This window comes from Bradyrhizobium sp. Y36 (assembly GCF_002531575.1).
Taxonomy (GTDB): Bacteria; Pseudomonadota; Alphaproteobacteria; order Rhizobiales; family Xanthobacteraceae; genus Bradyrhizobium.
Map to the genome: position 1 here is coordinate 76074 of NZ_NWTI01000025.1, position 18133 is coordinate 94206.

General features: G+C 64.3%; 14 protein-coding genes. 4 read left to right on the top strand and 10 right to left on the bottom strand.

Features of this window, described 5'->3' with window-relative positions; translation table 11 throughout:
* Positions 1–5: 5 nt before the first annotated feature.
* The 10 genes from CO669_RS30635 to CO669_RS30680 all read right to left on the bottom strand — a co-directional run bounded on the left by CO669_RS30635 (position 6) and on the right by CO669_RS30680 (position 11314).
* On the bottom strand, positions 6–947 hold the full coding sequence (locus CO669_RS30635) for an HlyD family secretion protein (protein ID WP_097665666.1): 942 nt from the start codon (positions 945–947) through the stop codon (positions 6–8).
* Positions 944–1189: a DUF3302 domain-containing protein gene (locus CO669_RS30640; protein ID WP_097665667.1), complete on the bottom strand. Its 246-nt coding sequence runs from the start codon at positions 1187–1189 to the stop codon at positions 944–946. The genes CO669_RS30635 and CO669_RS30640 overlap by 4 nt, the downstream gene beginning before the upstream one ends.
* Positions 1186–2223 (bottom strand): DUF1214 domain-containing protein, encoded by a 1038-nt coding sequence (locus tag CO669_RS30645; RefSeq protein ID WP_097665668.1) that lies wholly within the window; start codon positions 2221–2223, stop codon positions 1186–1188. The genes CO669_RS30640 and CO669_RS30645 overlap by 4 nt, the downstream gene beginning before the upstream one ends.
* Positions 2220–3623: a DUF1254 domain-containing protein gene (locus tag CO669_RS30650; RefSeq protein WP_097665669.1), complete on the bottom strand. Its 1404-nt coding sequence runs from the start codon at positions 3621–3623 to the stop codon at positions 2220–2222. Before CO669_RS30650 ends, CO669_RS30645 begins: the two co-directional genes overlap by 4 nt.
* A 10-nt stretch (positions 3624–3633) precedes the next feature.
* Positions 3634–4632, bottom strand: a complete 999-nt coding sequence (locus CO669_RS30655) for an HAD family hydrolase (protein ID WP_097665670.1) — start codon at positions 4630–4632, stop codon at positions 3634–3636.
* Between the two features lie 57 nt (positions 4633–4689).
* Positions 4690–6366 (bottom strand): arylsulfatase, encoded by a 1677-nt coding sequence (locus CO669_RS30660; RefSeq protein ID WP_097665671.1) that lies wholly within the window; start codon positions 6364–6366, stop codon positions 4690–4692.
* The gene (locus CO669_RS30665; RefSeq protein WP_097665696.1) at positions 6363–7340 is read right to left on the bottom strand and encodes a formylglycine-generating enzyme family protein; all 978 of its coding nucleotides are present in this window, start codon (positions 7338–7340) and stop codon (positions 6363–6365) included. Before CO669_RS30665 ends, CO669_RS30660 begins: the two co-directional genes overlap by 4 nt.
* 21 nt (positions 7341–7361) lie before the next feature.
* Complete coding sequence (locus CO669_RS36485; RefSeq protein ID WP_018646880.1) at positions 7362–7790, bottom strand: hypothetical protein; 429 nt, start codon at positions 7788–7790, stop codon at positions 7362–7364.
* 235 nt (positions 7791–8025) lie between these two features.
* On the bottom strand, positions 8026–8997 hold the full coding sequence (locus CO669_RS30675) for a helix-turn-helix transcriptional regulator (protein ID WP_245444585.1): 972 nt from the start codon (positions 8995–8997) through the stop codon (positions 8026–8028).
* Positions 8998–9574: 577 nt separating this feature from the next.
* Positions 9575–11314, bottom strand: coding sequence for a methyl-accepting chemotaxis protein (locus CO669_RS30680; protein WP_097665673.1), 1740 nt, complete (start codon positions 11312–11314; stop codon positions 9575–9577).
* A gap of 318 nt (positions 11315–11632) precedes the next feature.
* On the opposite strand from CO669_RS30680, the gene CO669_RS30685 reads away from it, so the two are divergent.
* The 4 genes from CO669_RS30685 to CO669_RS30700 all read left to right on the top strand — a co-directional run bounded on the left by CO669_RS30685 (position 11633) and on the right by CO669_RS30700 (position 18123).
* The gene (locus CO669_RS30685; protein WP_097665674.1) at positions 11633–13015 is read left to right on the top strand and encodes an ethanolamine ammonia-lyase subunit EutB; all 1383 of its coding nucleotides are present in this window, start codon (positions 11633–11635) and stop codon (positions 13013–13015) included.
* 154 nt (positions 13016–13169) lie between these two features.
* Positions 13170–14756 (top strand): B12-binding domain-containing radical SAM protein, encoded by a 1587-nt coding sequence (locus CO669_RS30690; RefSeq protein ID WP_097665675.1) that lies wholly within the window; start codon positions 13170–13172, stop codon positions 14754–14756.
* A 6-nt stretch (positions 14757–14762) separates the two neighbouring features.
* A complete protein-coding gene (eutC, locus tag CO669_RS30695) occupies positions 14763–15548 on the top strand; it encodes an ethanolamine ammonia-lyase subunit EutC (protein ID WP_097665676.1) in 786 nt (261 codons plus the stop codon).
* Between the two features lie 208 nt (positions 15549–15756).
* Positions 15757–18123: an efflux RND transporter permease subunit gene (locus CO669_RS30700; RefSeq protein ID WP_097665677.1), complete on the top strand. Its 2367-nt coding sequence runs from the start codon at positions 15757–15759 to the stop codon at positions 18121–18123.
* Positions 18124–18133: the final 10 nt, after the last annotated feature.

Genomic DNA, 18133 nt, shown 5'->3' on the forward strand with positions numbered 1-18133 from the left:
CCTGCTCAGAACGGATTGACGTAGTCGATGATCGAGATCTGCCGCAGCAGAACGCGGCGGATCACGTGGCTGACCTTGACGTGGTCGGTGAAGATGGCTGCGGTCCCGGTGGCGCCCGCGGGGAGTGCCTTCGCGAGTTCGGCGTCGTCGAGCGCCACCCGCACGACGAACGGGACAGTTTCGATGCCCTTGGGAGCGACCGCGGCGCCCGAGACCTGGGTCTGTCCCGTGGCGACGGCCTGCAGCACACTCTCGACCTTTCCCGAGAACACGCGTCCCGGAACGAACTTGAACGCGATCTCCACGGCGTGGCCCGGTGCGACGTAGCGGGCGTTGATCTGGTCGACCTCGATCGCGACCTGCGTGGCGGACGTGTCGATGAAGGCCATCACGGGCGCGGCTGAAAGATTTCCGACGCGGGCGCCCTTGCGCAGCGCGACGTTGGTGACGTAGCCGTCGGCCGGCGCGCGCACCACGGTCTTGTCGAGATTCCACTGGGCGTTTTGAAGCTGGGCCTTGAGCTGGTCGACCTCGGATTGCCGCTGCTCGACGTCGAAGCCGCGGCCGGCGTCCCGTTCGTACAGCGACGTCATCTGGCTCAGGCGCGTGCTCGACAGCTTGAGCTGGGCCTCGATCGCCTTCACCTGGGCGTCGTAGGGCGTGGGGTCGATCCTGAAGAGGACATCGCCCTGCTTCAGGGGCGCATTCGGCCGAACCGGAACGTCCATGACCTCGCCAGCGACGTCCGGAACGATCGAGACGGCATTGCGATAGACCAGTGCCTTGCCTTGCGGAGCACCCCATCCCATCGGAATGAACAGGCCGATGTTCAGCAGCAGCAGCACGACGAGCGGCGAGGCCTTCCAGAACGCGTTGAAGCGGATCGCGCCGACCCAGACCAGCGTGAACAGCAGCGCCAGATAGAGCGCCATGAGGGCGATCATCATGGCCGGGGCTCCACCGTCCGCTTCGCCGGGACGTCGACATAGGCCCAGATCATTGCGACCGGCCACAGCACGAAGCCGAAGATGAGTGTGATCCAGCCGGCGATACTCACCGCCTCGGCCCAGGGGTGTCCTCGTCGCCTCGCCACGTGCCCCGGCAGCGACCCCATCAGCCAGATCACCAACACGATCACGGCGAGCACGATGATCAAAACGATCCAGGCGAAGAGATCGAGACCGCTCATGGACTCACCGGCTCGGCCTGCGGAAATCTCCACGTCCCGTTGAGGATTTCCATACGCGGCCGATAAAGCCGAACCATGTAGTTCCAGCCTTGCATGATCGGCAAGCAATTCGCGGCCTTGCCGTCGCAACTGCCGAAGCGAATCGTGATGGAGCCGTTTTGATCCTTCTTGGCCGTGATGTCGTTCAGCGTGTAGGCATCGAGCGCGTTCTTCTGGTAATAGCCTTCCGCGTTGTAGAGACTGATCGACCAGAATCCATCGACCGGAACATCCGCGACCGTCAGCCTGTATTCGGTCGTCCCGTCATTCTTCTCAGGGACGACGTTGAGGTAGATCGCATCGCGCGGCGCGTTCGCGCCCCAGGCAGACGCAGCCCCAATCAGGTATTGGACCGGATCGACCTCGTCCTTGGTACCGAAGGCGCGCCGCGTGTCTGTGACGGTGCTCGCCAGGACGAGCAGAGCCTCGCGGATTTTCTTTTGGCTCGCCTTGTCCCAATCCGGAATCTCAAATTTCCCCGGCCCTGCCGGTTGCGACACTTCGATCGCGTCCTGTAGGGCGTGAACCCGCTTGATGTCCTCGGGATCGTTCGGGTCGACCAGGGTCCGAACGCCGGCCAGCGCATACCGAGTGCCGATCCTGGCCTTGTCCAGCGTGTGCGGTCCCGCTCCATACTCGGTCGTCGTGTACTGGTCTTCGCTGATGATCTGCAGCGACATGAAGCGTCCTCCGGCCTCCGGCAGCGTGACCGTAGCCCGCCCGGCATCGAGGTCGAACACGCGCGTCGAGTAGAGCGTGTCGCGGTTGCCGCGGATGACGGTCTGATGATCTACAGGCAACAATTGTCGGATGTGGTGCCATCCGCCGAAGCCCCCAGCGCTCACGGAATTGCCGAAATAGAGATCGGTCTCGGCCCGGACGAAGTTGTCGACCGTCACAGGAATGGCATCTTGGGCGAGTACCGGCGCTGACATCATCCATACAAGCAGGAGAGCGGTGACCGCGTCTTTGGCGCTGAAAGTCACGTTCGTCATTGCGCCGCAATCCTCTCGATATCGGGCAAGCGCCAGGTCTTGTCGAAGAGAGCCTTCTGCGGGCCGTAGAAGCGGAAGATGATTTCCCATCCTCCGCCGGCCTTCGTCGGCACCCAATTGGACTCCTTGCCGGCAGGAGCCTTCGGGCCGAAGAAGATGTCGGCCGAACCATCCGCGTTGGTCTGCAGGCCCGGCGTGTTCGAGCCCCGGCTCGACCACTTGGTGTCCCTGATGAGACCGTGCGTGTCGCGATCGTAGACCGTGCCGGACCAGTAGAGCGACACCGGCGCGTTGGCCGGTACCGCCAGCCGGTACGTGCTGCCTCCGTCGAGCGGCCTGCCCTCCTTGTCCCGGATGGTGACGAGATAGAATTGGCCGCTGCCGAGGTGCTTCACGCTCGAGAATGCAAACGAATAGAACGCACCGCGGTCGTCGACCGGGTAGACGTTCGGCTTGGCGAAGCGATTGGCCAGCCCCTCGGTGACGTCGTGCGCAACCGGCAGCGCCCATTGTCCGCCTTCATAGAAGGGCGGCCTGAAGAGACCTTCGTACCGGACATCGAGCCATCTGTGTGCGTCCGTGGCCGCTTCCTCGAGCATCTTCTGCGCTTGAGGGCCGGGATCGAACGGTTTGCCCTTTTCGATGCCGATCGCCTTGACCTGATCGATCACGGCCTTGTCGCGTTCGAGCCACGGCTCCCGCTGGATGAAGCGGTCGAGCGACCGGAAAAAGCGGACGTCGTAGGGGATCGTGCTGTCGTAGATGACGTCGACCACGTCGACAAAGGCCGTCGGCGGCGGAGCGGCCGCCTGTGACAGCGGGTAAAGTTTGATCTGCTTGGCGTAAGCGACCGCCTTTGCGACATCGGCCCCGCTGCCGCTGCCGACGTTCGAGCGCAACAGCGCGTAACCCATGTTCGTGTCGGATGCGAGCGCGATGTAGCCCTCAGGGGTCTTCTCGACGTAGCCGGGCGGGAGGATGAGATACTTTCCGCCCTTGCCCTTGTCCGCTCCCGCCGGTCCCACGTCATCGAGCGCGGCTTGCCAGGCATCCATGATCGTTCCGGTGATTTCGCCTCCGCTCGCCGGCGGAATTTCGAGCACCATCGGGCCGTTGCCCTTCGTGTCGATGAAAGGCATCAGGTAAATCGTGCTGGGATTGGGCGTGAGCGTCTGGTTCTTCCAATCCGGAATGCGCGACCAGAATACGATCTGGTTTTCCCTGGCGCCGGCCTTCAACGCGGCCTGCAGCATCAGCTCGAAGTTGACGGCGGGCAGGCCCCAGATCACGGCTTGGATGGCGCGGCTTCGCACGAGGCTGTCGTCGGCGGAGGGGGCCTGCGCGAAGGCGGTGCTCAAAGGGCAGAGTAGTGAGAGCGTGACAAGCAGTTCTTTTCTCATGGTGAAACTCTCAAGGCTTCTCACGAAAGATGGTCTTCCAATCCTGTTTCATATCCACGATGGTCCAGCCCTTCGCCATGGCTTCGTCCCAGGCCTTGTCAAGCTTGCCGACCTTCGATTGCCGGTCGTAGGCGTATTCGCGCACCTCGTCGGTGTGATGCACGATGCCGGCAAAGCGCGCGCCTGATCCCGCCATGGTCCATTGCAGCATCTGATGATCGCCGTCGGAGTTGCCGAAGGCGAGGATCGGGCGGCGACCGATCATCATGTGGATGCCGGAGGGCTTGCCCGGGCCATCGTCGATGAACTGCACCTTGGCGGTCTTCAGCAGCGACGGTTTTCCCGCGGCATCGAGCTGGTATTGCGTGACGCCGGAGGAGCCGACGACTTGCTCAGGCGGAATCCCGTAGGCCTTCTCGGCCCACACCCGCATGAACTCGACGCCGCCACCTGATACGATGAAGGTCTTGAAGCCACTGACGCGCAGATACGCCAATAGCTCGACCATCGGCTGGTAGACGAGCTCGTTGTAGGGGCGGTTGAAGCGCGGATGCCGTGCGGTCGAAAGCCAGTCGGCAACGGATTTTGAGAACTCATCCGTGGGTATGCCGCTATGCGCGGCGGTCACCAGCGTCAGCAGGGCCTGCTCGCCCTGTTCGGCCAGCGCTGTCCTGTCGCCGGCGAGAAACGACTTGAATGGTTCCTGCTGCTTCCATTCGGGGTGTTTTGGCGCCATTGCCTTGACGCTGTCGAGCGCGAAGGTGGCCTGGAAATATTCAGGCTGCTCGCACCACAACGTGCCGTCATTGTCGAACACGGCGATGCGCTCTGGCACGGGTACGAAGTCCGGGTTGCCTTCGCGCGTGACCCGCCCGACAAAATCGACAATGGCCTGCCTTGCGGAACCGCTATTCCACGACGGCAACGGATCGACCTGAGCGACCGTCGCCGAAACAGGCAGAAGCACGGCCAGCAGCGCAGCGAGCGTGAAGCGGCGAGTGAAATTCATGGACTAGCTCCTCGATGCCGAGGGACAGCCGGTCCGCCGACCGTCCGACGTTCAATGCTAATGTGCTGGCTCCAGGCTCCTCTGCATCTTTTCGATAAGCTGATCGATAGAGAAACTCGACGGCCGCTGGCTCGGGGGGTATTCCTTGAAGGTCGCGAGAAACGGCCCGACGATGGCCTGTGACGCCAGGAAAGGCGCGGGATTCGAAGTAAACCAATCGTAGTAGGAGTTCGACGTTAGGTCGGCGCGTTCGTAGGGATCGGAGCGCAGGTCGAACATCTTTGGTACCCGCAGCTTGGTGAACGGCTCCGCCCATATCCGCAGCGTACCGCTGGCGCGCTGCTCTTCGAATACGATTTTCCAGTTTTCGTAGCGCATGGCGACCAGGTCGCCGTCGTCGTTGAAGTAGACGAACTCCTTGCGTGCGCTGTTCGCCTGCTGACCCGTGAGATACGGAAGCTGATTGTATCCGTCGAGGTGCACCTTGAACGTCTTGCCACCGACCTGATGCCCCTTGAGCAGCTTGCTCTTGATCTCGGGATCGCCAGCTGCGGCAAGGAGCGTCGGCAGCCAATCCAAGCCGCTCACGATGTCATTCGATATCGAGCCGGGCTGAATTCGACCCGGCCACCGGATCATGCACGGGACGCGGAATGCGCCCTCCCAGTTGGTGTTCTTCTCGCTGCGGAAAGGGGTGGTTCCGGCATCGGGCCAGGAGTTCTGATGAGGGCCGTTGTCCGTTGTGTAGAGGACGATGGTGTCGTTCGCGATGCCGAGATCGTCGAGTGCCTTCAGGACGGCTCCGACGGTCGCATCCGTTTCGATCATGCCGTCGGCATATTCGGTTCTGGATGTCAGGCCCGGCTGGTCGCGATGCGAATCTCGCACGTGTGTACGGAAGTGCATGCGGGTCGTATTGAACCAGCAGAAGAAGGGCGTGTTCACCCGCGCCTGCCGCTGCATGAAATCGATCGCGGCCGCCGACGTTTCGTCGTCGATGGTCTCCATCCGCTTTTTGGTGAGGGGGCCGGTATCTTCGATGGTCTGCTTACCGACCCGGCCCCAGCGCGGGTGCTCGGTCGGATCGTCCCGGTCGGTCGCCTTGCAGCGCAGAACGCCGCGCGGACCGAGCGTGTCGCGGAAGCGCGTGTCGCGCGGATACGTGCGCGATTCCGGATCTTCTTCGGCGTTGAGGTGGTAGAGGTTGCCGAAGAACTCGTCGAAACCGTGCACAGTCGGAAGATATTCGTTCCTGTCTCCGAGATGGTTCTTGCCGAACTGGCCGGTGGCATAGCCCATTGGCTTGAGCAGTTCGGCGATGGTGGCGTCGTTGGCTTGCAGACCGACTGATGCACCGGGCATACCGACCTTCGACAGCCCGGTGCGAAGCGTGCACTGGCCGGTAATGAAAGATGAGCGCCCCGCCGTGCAGCTCTGCTCCGCGTAATAGTCGGTGAACATCATGCCTTCGCGAGCGATGCGGTCGATGTTCGGCGTCCGGTAGCCCATCAGTCCGAACGAATAGGCGCTGATGTTGGTCTGCCCGATGTCGTCGCCGAATATAACGAGAATGTTCGGCCTGCGGCCGGATGGGCTCGCTGCCGGGACGGGAGAACCCGGTGCGGCGTTCTGCGTCTGCGCGAACGCGTCGGTTGCGACCGTCGCCGCGACAAGCGCCGTTCCACTCAGAAGGATGCTGCGGCGATTGGGATTTGACTGCTTCTTTTCGCTCATCGTTCACTCCCATTTCTAACGACGCATCTGAAGCCGACGTGGCTGGTCGAAGTATCGACAGGCTCGGCGTGGCGCGCCGCAGGCCTGTAGCGACGGCAGTAATTGGGCGCGCAAAGATGCGAGCCTCCCTTCAAGACTTTCCTTGGGATCCTGATGTGAGGCTGGCAGGAATCGAAGCTGGCGCTCTCGGGACCTCCGCGCGGATTTTGCGGAATGCAACAAGGCTTGCGCGCATCGGCGTCATGCCGGGCCGACCACCAATCGGCAGTCCATTCCCAGACGTTGCCGATCATGTCGTGGACGCCGTATCCGTTGGGCGGGAAGGCCATCACCGGCGAGGTGCGTGCGAAGCCGTCCTCGCAGCGGTTCTCCAGCGGGAAGATGCCTTGCCAGGTGTTGGCCATGTGCCGGCCGCCCGGATTGAACGCGTTGCCCCAGGCGAAATCTTCGCCATCGAGTCCGCCACGCGCGGCGAATTCCCACTCCGCTTCGGTCGGCAAATCCTTGCCCGCCCATGTCGCGTAGGCCAGCGCGTCGCTGTAGGACACGTGAACCACCGGATGGTCGTCGAGATCCCTGATGTTGCTCTTGGGACCGTAAGGGCGACGCCAGGTCGCGCCCTTCATGAACGTCCACCACTGACTCCAATCGTTGAGATCGGTCACCCGCGAGGGCGGCGAGAACACCAGCGAGCCCGCATAGATCATCTCCGGCCGGGCGCCGGGATAGTCCTTCGGATCCGGAACGATCTGCGCCGTGGTGACGTGGCCGGTCGCGTTGACGAACGCCTTGAACTGCCGGTTGGTCACCGGCGTGCGATCGATCCAGAAGCCGTCCACGGCGGCGCTGTGGCTCGGAGCCTCTTCGGGATAGTGATGGTCGGATCCCATTCGGAACGTGCCGCCGGGAATCCAGATCATGTCCTCGGTCGACGCCTCACCTTGACGCCTGTGATCGATCGATGCCTGCAACATGGTGGCGCCCATCCGCTGCGGCTACTGGCAATAATCCCAGAAGCCCTGCGTGCGGGACGGATCGGTGTAGTACCAGCACATCCCGGGCGCCGGCGCGGCACCGGCCCACGCCGCTGCGGTCGCCGCCGTCACAAAGCCGATCGCAGCGCCTGCAGCGATCGCGCCGCCTGCAGGCCAGCGATACCAGCCGGGCCGAGCCCAACGCACGCCGCCGCCGTGATAGCCAGGCCGGACCACGGTGGTTCGACGCACTGCGACGTTGCCTCGAGGTCCGACCACGGCGGTGCGGCCGCGATAGGCCGCCCCTCGGGGGCCGACGACGGCGCCGCCACGATGAACGACGGCGCCACCGCGCGGTCCGACTGCAACGCGTCCACCGCGGCCGGCGGCGCGTACCGCGATGATCGCGGATGACGCAGCCTGCGTCTGGAGTGCTGTCGGGGGCGGCAAGGGAGCTGCTGAAAGCGGTTCGGGGGGCAGGGCCCCCAGCGAAAGTGCGACAAGTGAGAGTGAGATGGAGATTGAACGAGAGACAGACTTGCAAACGATAGCACGCATGCTTCCAATTCCCTCCAGGAGCGCCCTCCCGGGCCGAGCGGCGTCTTTGGCGCCTGTTTCCTCAAAGAACGGACAGGCAGATTAGACTCGGACGCGCCATGGGCGTTATGCGAATCGTGCCAAATCGTCAGGAGCGGAGGATGTTCTGCGGTCTTCTCTCTCGGCGACCATTGCGCCGAAGCGTCTCGCGAGGATATTCGTCAAACAGCGCACGGTATTGCTGCGCGAAGCGGCCGAGTTCCAGGAAGCCCAGTTCGGTCGCGGTTTCGATGACACCGGTTTCGGGGCTTGCCTGCCGCAGTCTCAGATGAACCATCGATAGCCGCTTGGATCTCAGGAAATCGATCGGGCCGGTTCCCACCGCCTCCTCGAACGCCCGATAAAGGGTTCTTCGCCTCAGCTTCATCTTCGCGCAGATCTCGGAGACATGGATCGCGCGATGACCGTTTTCTTCCAGATATCTTTCGACCTCTCGCACGATCCTGACAGAGGAGGGAATTGTCCGTTCGCTGTCGGCGGCAAGCTCATGTGCAACCGGCCCCAGGAAAGCGTCCACAATCGCCCGCTTCCAATACTCGGCAGCCCCATGGGTTCTGAGGCTGCCGTCCTCCAGTCTGCCGACGAGCAGAGCCATCAAGGCCTCGAGAGATGCCGTGCGACGTCCGCCGAAACGAAAGTGCCGCCGCTTGAGCCAGAACCCGGGGTCCGACATGCAGTCCTCGGCCGCAAAGAAGCCCGGAAGCTCGCCGGGATCGCACATCAAGCCGGCAAAGCGTGCAGGGCCTCCATAGTATCTATCGTGCTCGCCCCCGGGCGGGTGGACGATGACGTCGCCGGAAGCGACGGGTTCGGTCAGGCTGCGGGATTCACCAGAGCAGCCCAGCAGAGTTCCGACCACGAGCTTGTCGCGACTGAATACGCCGGTCGCACGAACAGGAACTGAAAAGTGGCCGCGGCTGAATGCGACATTGTCGATTTGCCCGCGCGTGATCTCGCCGGAAACCCGTCCTCGGCCGAGCTGGACGATTTCGATGTTCGTGTTGCCGATCGGGTTTGTCAGCTCTTCAATGCTGTCGAGACGCTCGGAGCGGACGTTCAAGCGAACATCGTCCTCTGTCGTCCAGGCCCGTCCCACTCGCTCCTCCCTTGCAACAGGTTGCGTGTGCCGATGCGAACCCGCCGCACTGCGCGTTCGCTGTTCCTGAGTCCCGATGTTCCCCGTTCTGGAGACTGGGCCGAACGCTCACTCGCCAAGGGGCGCCACGGTGAGCAATCTGCCGGCGGCATGGTCATCCCTTTGCAGAGAGCCTGCCTATTCCCGAGACACGTAGTCGTTGTTCTCTGAGCTTTGTCGACCTTAGGAGGATCGACCCACATTGGCAACATGCCGCTTGGTCGCATCAGCGTGACAGCGCGATGGATGTCTTGATGGTGGCCGCTCGCGCTGAGGAGACGTCGGCCTCGGCCCGTCGCTGACTTGCCGTGTTGGGTTCCGCTCTTGCTGGCGGACCTGACACGACCGGGCGTCGGCCGTGATGACACGACACCAGTGTTTTGCCCGACGAGTCAAATTGTATTTCGTAAAATCGGCAGATCGTCCGACGGCCAACTCACTGATTCAGTTGGTGCCGGCTACTGTGCATGGGGTTGTTTTTCACTTTTTGGGTGAAGGGCCGTCACCCCGCCTTGGCGATACGCCCGTCGGCCGCGCCTGCGCGAAGGTTCTGGAAGAACTTCTCCACCTCGCGCGACAGCGTGTCTGCGGTTTCGGTCAGGCTGCCCGCCGCCGTCAGCACCGAGGATGCGGCGGTATCGGTCTCGCCGATGGCGTCGCGCAGCGAGGTGATGTTGGCGACCAGCGTCTCGTTGCCTTGCGCGGCACTTTGCGCGTTGGACGAGATCTCGCGCGTGGCGGCGTCCTGCTGGCCGATGGCGCCGGCGATCGCGGAGGTGACCTCGTTGATCTCGCGCACCGCGCCGCCGATCTCGCGCACGGCATCGACTGCGTTGCGGGTCGAGGCCTGGATCATCGCGACGTTCTCGCTGATCTCCGCGGTGGCCTTGGCGGTCTGGCCCGCCAGCGCCTTCACTTCGTGGGCGACCACGGCAAAGCCGCGGCCGGCTTCACCGGCGCGGGCGGCTTCGATGGTGGCGTTGAGCGCCAGCAGATTGGTCTGCTCGGCGATCGCCTGGATCAGGCTGAGCACGCCGTCGATGCGCTGCGTGGCCGCGGCGAGGCTTTCGATCTCCGAGATCGACTTCTCGGTGCGCTGGCCGGTCTGCTCGACCGCGCCGGCGCTCTGCCGCACCTGACGGCCGATCTCTTCCACCGAAGCCGACAGCTCCTCGGCGGCGCTCGCCACCGCCGTGACGTTGTGAGAGGCCTGCTCGCTGGCATTGGCCGCCGTGCCGGCACGGCTGTTCGCATCCGCCGTGACGCGGGTGATGGTCTGCGCGGTCTCGCGCATGGTGGAGGCGTTGTCGCTGAGGCCGCGCATGATGGCGCCGATCGCCTCGCGAAATTGCTCGACGGATTGCTCGATGTGGCGGGCACGCTCCTCGCGCGCGGCGGAATCCTGCGAGACCTGCGAGGCGAGGTTGCGGTTGCGGCCCATGGCCTCCTGGAACACCTGGATCGCGCGCGCCAGCGCGCCGATCTCGTCGGCGCGGTCGGAGTGCGGCACCACGACGTGCTCTGCGCCGTCGGCGACCTGCTTGATGGTGGCGGTGATCGCGGCGAGCGGCCGGGCGACCGAACGGGCGATGATGACGATGCCGATCACGACGAGGGCCAGCGCCACGCCGCCGAGGCAGGTCAGCACGAAGGAGAGGGTGCGGTTGGTCTCCGTCTCGCGCGCGATCTGCTTGGCGCGCTCGGCATAGACCTTGGACAGCGCCTCGAGGTCCTTGTTCAGCGCCGAACGCACGGCCCGGTTGGCGTCGTTGTCGCCCCATTCGCGACCAGCGGCCGCGTTGATCTCGACGCCGCGGCGCACCAGCTCCTTGCGGAACTCGACGAACTGCTCGATGCGCTTCTTGAAGGTGGCAAACTGCTCGGCATCGTCGGCCCTGACGATGGTCTCCCAGCGCTTCACGACGTCGAGGATCTGGGCGTTGAACTTGAGCAGGCCCTCGCCGTATTTCTTCACGACGGGCGGTTCGGTCGACATGTAGACGCCGCGCGATTCCATCACCACCGCATAGACCAGCGAGTTGACGCGCTCGACGTTCAGCGCAGCGGCGTTCGCCGTCTCGATCGCGCTGGTCAGGTCGGCGCTGCGGCGGCTGTTGTAGTCGGACAGCATGGCGATTGCCGCCGTCAGCAGCGCGAACAGCGCGAAGATGGCATAGAGCTTGGTGGCAAGCGTGAAGCGGCCTGCCAGCTTGGCGGCATTCCCAGATCGGTCTGATGTCATGGTGTTCAGGGGCCCGGAATGGCCGAAAGCGGCCGGTGAGCGCGGTTGTCTAAAATTCATGCAAAACTATGCAGAACGAAGATGGACGCGGCGTTAACGCGGGGGCCGGGAAGATGGTCGCCCGGTCGGCAGAATGGCGAATTATTTCAGCTGGTTGGCGGGGTGTTGCCGGTTTTCTGCAGATCCCCGCCGGGCGGACCCGTCGAGAGCCCCGACATTGGCGTGCATGCCGGCCGCCAAGCGCGTATTCCCTGACGGAGGGATCGCCTTCAAGATCGATCGGACTCGGCCACCGGCCGACGAACCCCGGAGAGGCCCTTGGTCTACCGCCACACCATCGACGCCACGACCCACACGTTCCCGGACCTGCGCGATCTCCTTGCCAAGGCGACGCCGCCGCGCTCCGGCGACCGCTTGGCCGGGATCGCCGCCGACACCGCCGAGCAGATGATCGCGGCGCGGATGGCGCTTGCCGACGTTCCGCTCGCAAGATTCCTGCAGGAAGCCGTCATCCCCTACGAGGCCGACGAGGTCACCCGCCTCGTCATGGACAGCCATGACGCGAAGGCCTTCGCGCCGGTGGCATCCCTGACGGTCGGCGGCTTCCGCGACTGGCTGCTGTCGGATGCGGCGACGCCCGAGGTCCTGAAGACGCTCGCGCCCGGCATCACGCCGGAAATGGCGGCCGCAGTCTCGAAGCTGATGCGCAACCAGGATCTGATCCTGGCGGCGCGGAAATGCGCGGTCACCACCGCCTTCCGCAACACCATCGGCCTGAAGGGCCGGATGAGCACGCGGCTGCAGCCCAACCATCCCTTCGACGACGCCAGGGGTATCACCGCCTCGATCCTGGACGGCATCCTGCTTGGGGCCGGCGATGCCTGCATCGGCATCAACCCGGCGAGCGACGATCCCGCCGTCATCGCCCAATTGCTACGGCTGCTCGACGAGATCATCACGCGGCTGAAGATTCCGACGCAGGGCTGCGTGCTGACCCATGTCACGACGACGCTGTCGCTGATCGGGCAGGGCGTCCCGGTCGACCTCGTCTTCCAGTCGGTCGCCGGCACCGAGGCCGCCAATCGCAGTTTCGGCATCGACCTTGCCCTGCTGAAAGAGGCGCAGGAGGCCGGGCTGTCGCTGCGGCGCGGCTCGGTCGGGCAGAACGTGATGTATTTCGAGACCGGGCAGGGCTCGGCGCTGTCGGCGGGCGCCCATCACGGCGTCGACCAGCAGACCTGCGAGGCGCGTGCCTATGCGGTCGCCCGCGCCTTTGCCCCGCTGCTGGTCAACAGCGTGGTCGGCTTCATCGGCCCGGAATATCTCTACGATGGCAAGGAAATCATCCGCGCCGGGCTGGAGGATCATTTCTGCGGCAAATTGCTCGGCCTGCCGCTCGGCGTCGACATCTGCTACACCAATCATGCCGAGGCGGACCAGGACGACATGGACAATCTGCTGACGCTGCTCGCCGCCGCCGGTGTCACCTTCATCATGGGCGTCCCCGGGGCCGACGACGTCATGCTGAACTACCAGTCGACGTCTTTTCACGACGCGCTCTATGTCCGTGACGTCTTCGGTTTGCACCGCGCGCCGGAATTCGACGATTGGCTGGCGCGGTCGGGCATCACGGGTGCCGATTTCCGCATTGCCGGCGATGCAGGCCTGTTGCCCGATTTTGCCTCGCGACTGATCGCCTGAGGCGGTTCGGAGCGTCGCGCCCGCCTCGGAAACTATCTGCATCCTCCGGAATTATGCTTGTGCCACAATATTGAGAAATTCCGGCGGCAGCATTACGCTATGTGTCTGGCTGGCAATTTCCGCACCATCAGTCGAGCGTGGCGGGGGAGCTTAGATGCGAGCTGCAATTAACGGAACGGCCCGGCGGATTCTCTGCGTGTTTCCGCGTTACACCTCCTCGTTCGGTACGTTCGAGCATTCCTATCCCCTGACCGACGGTGTCCGCGCCTTCATGCCCCCGCAGGGGCTGCTGCTGATCTCCGCCTATCTGCCGCCGGATTGGCAGGTCAAGTTCGTCGACGAGAACCTCCGCCGGGCGACCCGGGAAGAGTTCGAATGGGCGGAAGCGGTCTTCGTCAGCGGCATGCATATCCAGCGCCAGCAGATGAACGACATCTGCCGCCGTGCGCATGAATTCGACCTGGCCGTCGCGCTCGGGGGGCCCTCCGTCAGCGCCTGTCCGGACTATTACCCCTCGTTCGACTATCTCCATGTCGGCGAGCTCGGCGATGCCACCAACCAGCTGATCGAAATTCTGTCGCGCGACACCTCGCGGCCGGAGCAGCAGGTGGTCCTCACGACCAAGGACCGGGTGCCGATGACGGAGTTTCCGATCCCGGCCTACGAACTCGCCGACGTGAAGAAATACATGCTCGGCAGCATCCAGTATTCCAGCGGCTGTCCCTATCAGTGCGAGTTCTGCGACATCCCGGGCCTCTACGGCCGCAACCCGCGCATCAAGGCGCCGGAGCAGATCATCGCCGAGCTCGACCGCCTGCGCGAATGCGGCATGACCGACACGGTCTATTTCGTCGACGACAATTTCATCGGCAACCGCAAGGCGGCGCTGGACCTGCTGCCGCACCTGATCGAATGGCAGAAACGGACCGGCTATGTGGTGCGGCTCGCCTGCGAGGCGACGCTCAACATCGCCAAGCGGCCCGAGATCCTCGAGAAGATGCGCGAGGCCTATTTCATCACCATCTTCTGCGGCATCGAGACGCCGGACCCTGACGCGCTGAAGGCAATGCAGAAGGACCACAACATGATGGTCCCGATCCTGGAGGGCGTGCGCACCATCAACTCCTACGGCATGGAGGTCGTCTCGGGCATCATCATGGGGCTCGACACCGACAAGCCGAACACCTCGGAGGCGCTGCTCGCCTTCGTCGAGGAGTCCCGGATTCCGCTGCTCACGATCAATCTGCTTCAGGCGCTGCCGAAGACGCCGCTGTGGGACCGGCTGGAGCGCGAGGGGCGCCTGGTCGAAGACGATGGGCGCGATTCCAACGTCGACTTCCTGTTGCCCTATGACGAGGTCGTCGCGTCCTGGAAGCACGCCATGAGCGTCGCCTACCAGCCCGAGAAGGTCTTCGCACGCTTCCAGCATCAATGCGACAACGTCTATGTGCACCGCCTGAAGATGCCGGTGCCGGACGAGATGAAGACCTGGGCCAACATTCGCCGCGGTCTCGTCATGCTGCGCAATATCTTCTGGAAGGTCGGCGTGCTCGGCGACTACAGGCGCGTGTTCTGGAAGTTCGCGCTGGGGCGCATCAAGCGCGGCGATCTAGAAGGTTTGATCGGCTGCACCCTGATTGCACACCACCTCATCACCTTTGCGCGCGCGGCCTCCAGCGGCAAGCAGAACGCCTCGAATTATTCGATCCGGCTGCGCGAAGCCGCCGTTCCCGCCGAATGACGCGCCGTGTCTGATCCGGCCCTGCCGCGCCGTCCGACGCTCGATCTGCGGGCGTTCACGCCCGCCCGCGTCGCGCTCGGGCGCAGCGGCGCAAGCGTGCCGACGAAGGCGCTGCTCGATTTCACGCTGGACCATGCCCGCGCCCGCGACGCCGTGCATGCCGCTTTCGACGCGCCGCAATTGGCCGCCGATCTCCGCGCGCTGGGACTTGCCGTCACTGAAGTGAGCAGCCAGGCGGTCGACCGCAGGGACTATCTGCGGCGGCCGGATCTGGGACGGAGGCTCGCGCCCGGCGCGGTCGAAGCCCTGGGACGAGCGGTCTCTACGCCGTGCCAGCTCGCGCTCGTGATCGGCGACGGCCTGTCCGCGGCGGCGGTCCACGCCCATGCGCTCGCCCTGGTGCGGCGCCTGCTGCCGCTGCTCGCGGAAGGGGAGCACGTCGCGCTCGGCCACGTCGTCGTCGCCTCAGGCGCGCGCGTTGCGCTCGGTGACGAGATCGGCGCCATTCTCGGCGCGCGCATGATCGTGACTCTGATCGGCGAGCGGCCGGGCCTGTCGGCGCCGGACAGTCTCGGCGCCTATCTGACCTTTGCGCCGAAGCCCGGCCGAACCGATGCCGAGCGCAATTGCGTGTCCAACATCCACCACGCCGGGTTGAGCCATGACGAGGCCGCCCTCAAGATCGCCTGGTTGGTCCGCGAGGGGCTGGCCCGAGAGGTCAGCGGCGTGGCGCTGAAGGACGAGAGCGCGGACCGCGCGCCGCGTCGAATTGGCACATTCTTGGCCCGCTGAGCGGGAGCAGGACCCGAAATCGCCGCATGTTGATCGATTTGCCCACACTTCGCCTGCTTGCGAGAGGGGTGATTGACCTGCTAAACCGCTGCCGGCGATTTTCCGCGCATTTTCAAGGGGCAAGCCTCCCATTGGTATGGCGTTTTCAAGCCGTTCGCGGGGCGCAATAAGCTCTCAACACCGAGCCGATTTAGGAACTGGATAAGGCATGCTCGAAAAGCACAGCGAGAATGAGGTTCATGTCGACAAGGTCGAGCAGGGACCGGCGTCCTCGATCGCCTTCGGGCTGGAACGTCTCGGGCTGATCGCCGTCCGGGCGCCGATCGTCTCCTGCATTATCCTGCTCGCGCTGATCGTCGGCGCGGTGTTCGGCATCCACCGAATCAAGATCGACGATTCGCTGTCGCAGCTGTTCCGCTCCGACACCCGCGAATTCAAGCAGTATGAAGAGGTGACGAAGAAGTTCCCGGCCGAGGAATTCGACGTCCTCGTGGTGGTCGAGGGCAAGAACCTGCTGGCGCGGAACAATCTCGAGAAGCTGCGCGACTTCGTCACCGACATGCAGCTTGTCGAGGGCACGCGTGGCCTCGTCTCGCTGTTCTCGGCGCGCCAGGCGCCGGCGCCGGGCAAGCTGCCGGCAGCGCTGTTTCCGGCCGAGCTGCCCGAAGGCGCCGCCTACGACAAGTTCATCGAAACCGTCAAGAACAACGAGATCATCCGCGGCAAGCTGTTGTCCGAAGACGGCACGCTGGCGCTGATCGTGCTGTCGCTCGATCCGGAGGTCGTCGCCTCCAGCAAGCTGACCAAGACCGTCGCCGACATCCGCGCGCTGATGAAGGAAGACCTCGGCGAGACCGGGCTCAACGTGCAGCTCTCCGGCGTGCCGGTGATGCAGCTCGAAATCCGCAATGCCGTCGAGCGCGACGGGCTGACCTACAACATCCTCGGCATTCTCGCCGGTTGCGTCATCGCCATCATCTTCTTCCGCAAGATCTCGTTCATGATCGCGGCGGCGTTCCCGCCGATGATCGCGATCCTGCTGGCGCTGGGCGCGCTCGGCTGGGCCAATTTCAATCTCAACATGTTTCTGAACGTGATGACGCCGCTCATCATGGTGATCAGCTTCTCGGACTCGATGCAGCTCACCTTTGCCGCGCGCGACCGCCTGATCGCAGGCCAGGACAAGTTCACCGCGTTCAAGAACGCTGTGCTGGTGGTGGGCCCGGCCTGCGTGCTGACGCACGGCACCGCCGGCATTTCCTTCATCGCGCTGCAGTTCTCCGACTCCGATCTGATCCGCAAGTTCGGCGAGGCGGGCCTTGCCGCCACCATCATCGCGCTGGTCGCGGTGCTGTCGCTGGTGCCGGTGTTCGGCGTGCTGTTCGTGCGCAACGAGAAGGTCTTTGCGGTCAAGTTCCAGGGCGCCGACGCCGGCGTGCAGGCGCTGCGCAATTTCTGCTACTGGATCGCGGTGCGCATGGTGGGCCGGCCCGGCCTGTTCAGCCTGATCGCGGTGCTGTTCGTCGCCGGCCTCGGCGTCATCTACGCCAATCTGGAGCCGCGCTACCGGCTCGCCGACCAGGTGCCGGACAAGCGCCAGGCGGTTGCCGCCAGCGACCGGCTCGATGCCAAGCTCACCGGCGCCAATCCGGTCAACGTGCTGATCGCGTTCCCGAAGGGCGAAACGCTCTATTCGCCGGAGACGCTCCAGACCATCGCGGATGTGCACGCGACGGTCGAGAAGTCCGCAGGGGTCGGCAACGTCTGGTCACTCGAAACGCTGCGTCGATGGCTGGCGGAAAAGGCGGGCAGTGCCGACGTCGCCACGCTGAAGGAATATGTCAGCGTCATCCCGGAGCATCTGGTGCGGCGCTTCATCGACGCCGAGCAGGACGCCGTCGTGGTTGCCGGCCGCGTGCCGGACAAGGATTCGAGCCAGCTGCTGCCGATCGTCGACAAGCTCGATTCCGAGCTTGACGCGATCCGCAAGAAGCATCCGGGTTATGAGATCGCGGTGACCGGTCTCGCCGCCATCGCGGCGCGCAATTCGGCCAGCATGATCGAGAAGCTGAACCACGGCCTCACGATCGAATTCGCGCTGGTCGCGATCTTCATCGGCCTTGCCTTCCGCTCATGGGTGGTGACGCTCGCCTGCATCCTGCCGGGCATCTTCCCGGTGGTGATGTCGGGAACGGTGCTGTGGGCGATGGGCGAGGGGCTGCAATTCGCGAGCGTCGTCGCGCTCACCGTCTCGTTCGGCCTTGGCCTCAGCGCCACCATCCACTTCCTCAACCGCCTGCGCCTCGAGAACAAGCCTGGCGTCGGCTCCGCGCTCGCGGTGGAGCGGGCGACCGTGCTGGTCGGACCGGCGCTGATCCTGACCACGGTGGTGCTGGCCTGCGGCCTCGTCGTCACCGTGTTCTCCGACCTGCCGTCGCTTCGGCTGTTCGGCTGGCTCAGCGCCTTCTCGATGGTGATGGCGCTGGTCGCCGACCTCTTCATCCTCAGGCCGACGGCGATGTGGCTGATCAACCTGCACGCCAGGCTGCAGGGGACCGACAAGCCGGCGATCTGAGAGCGGGCGG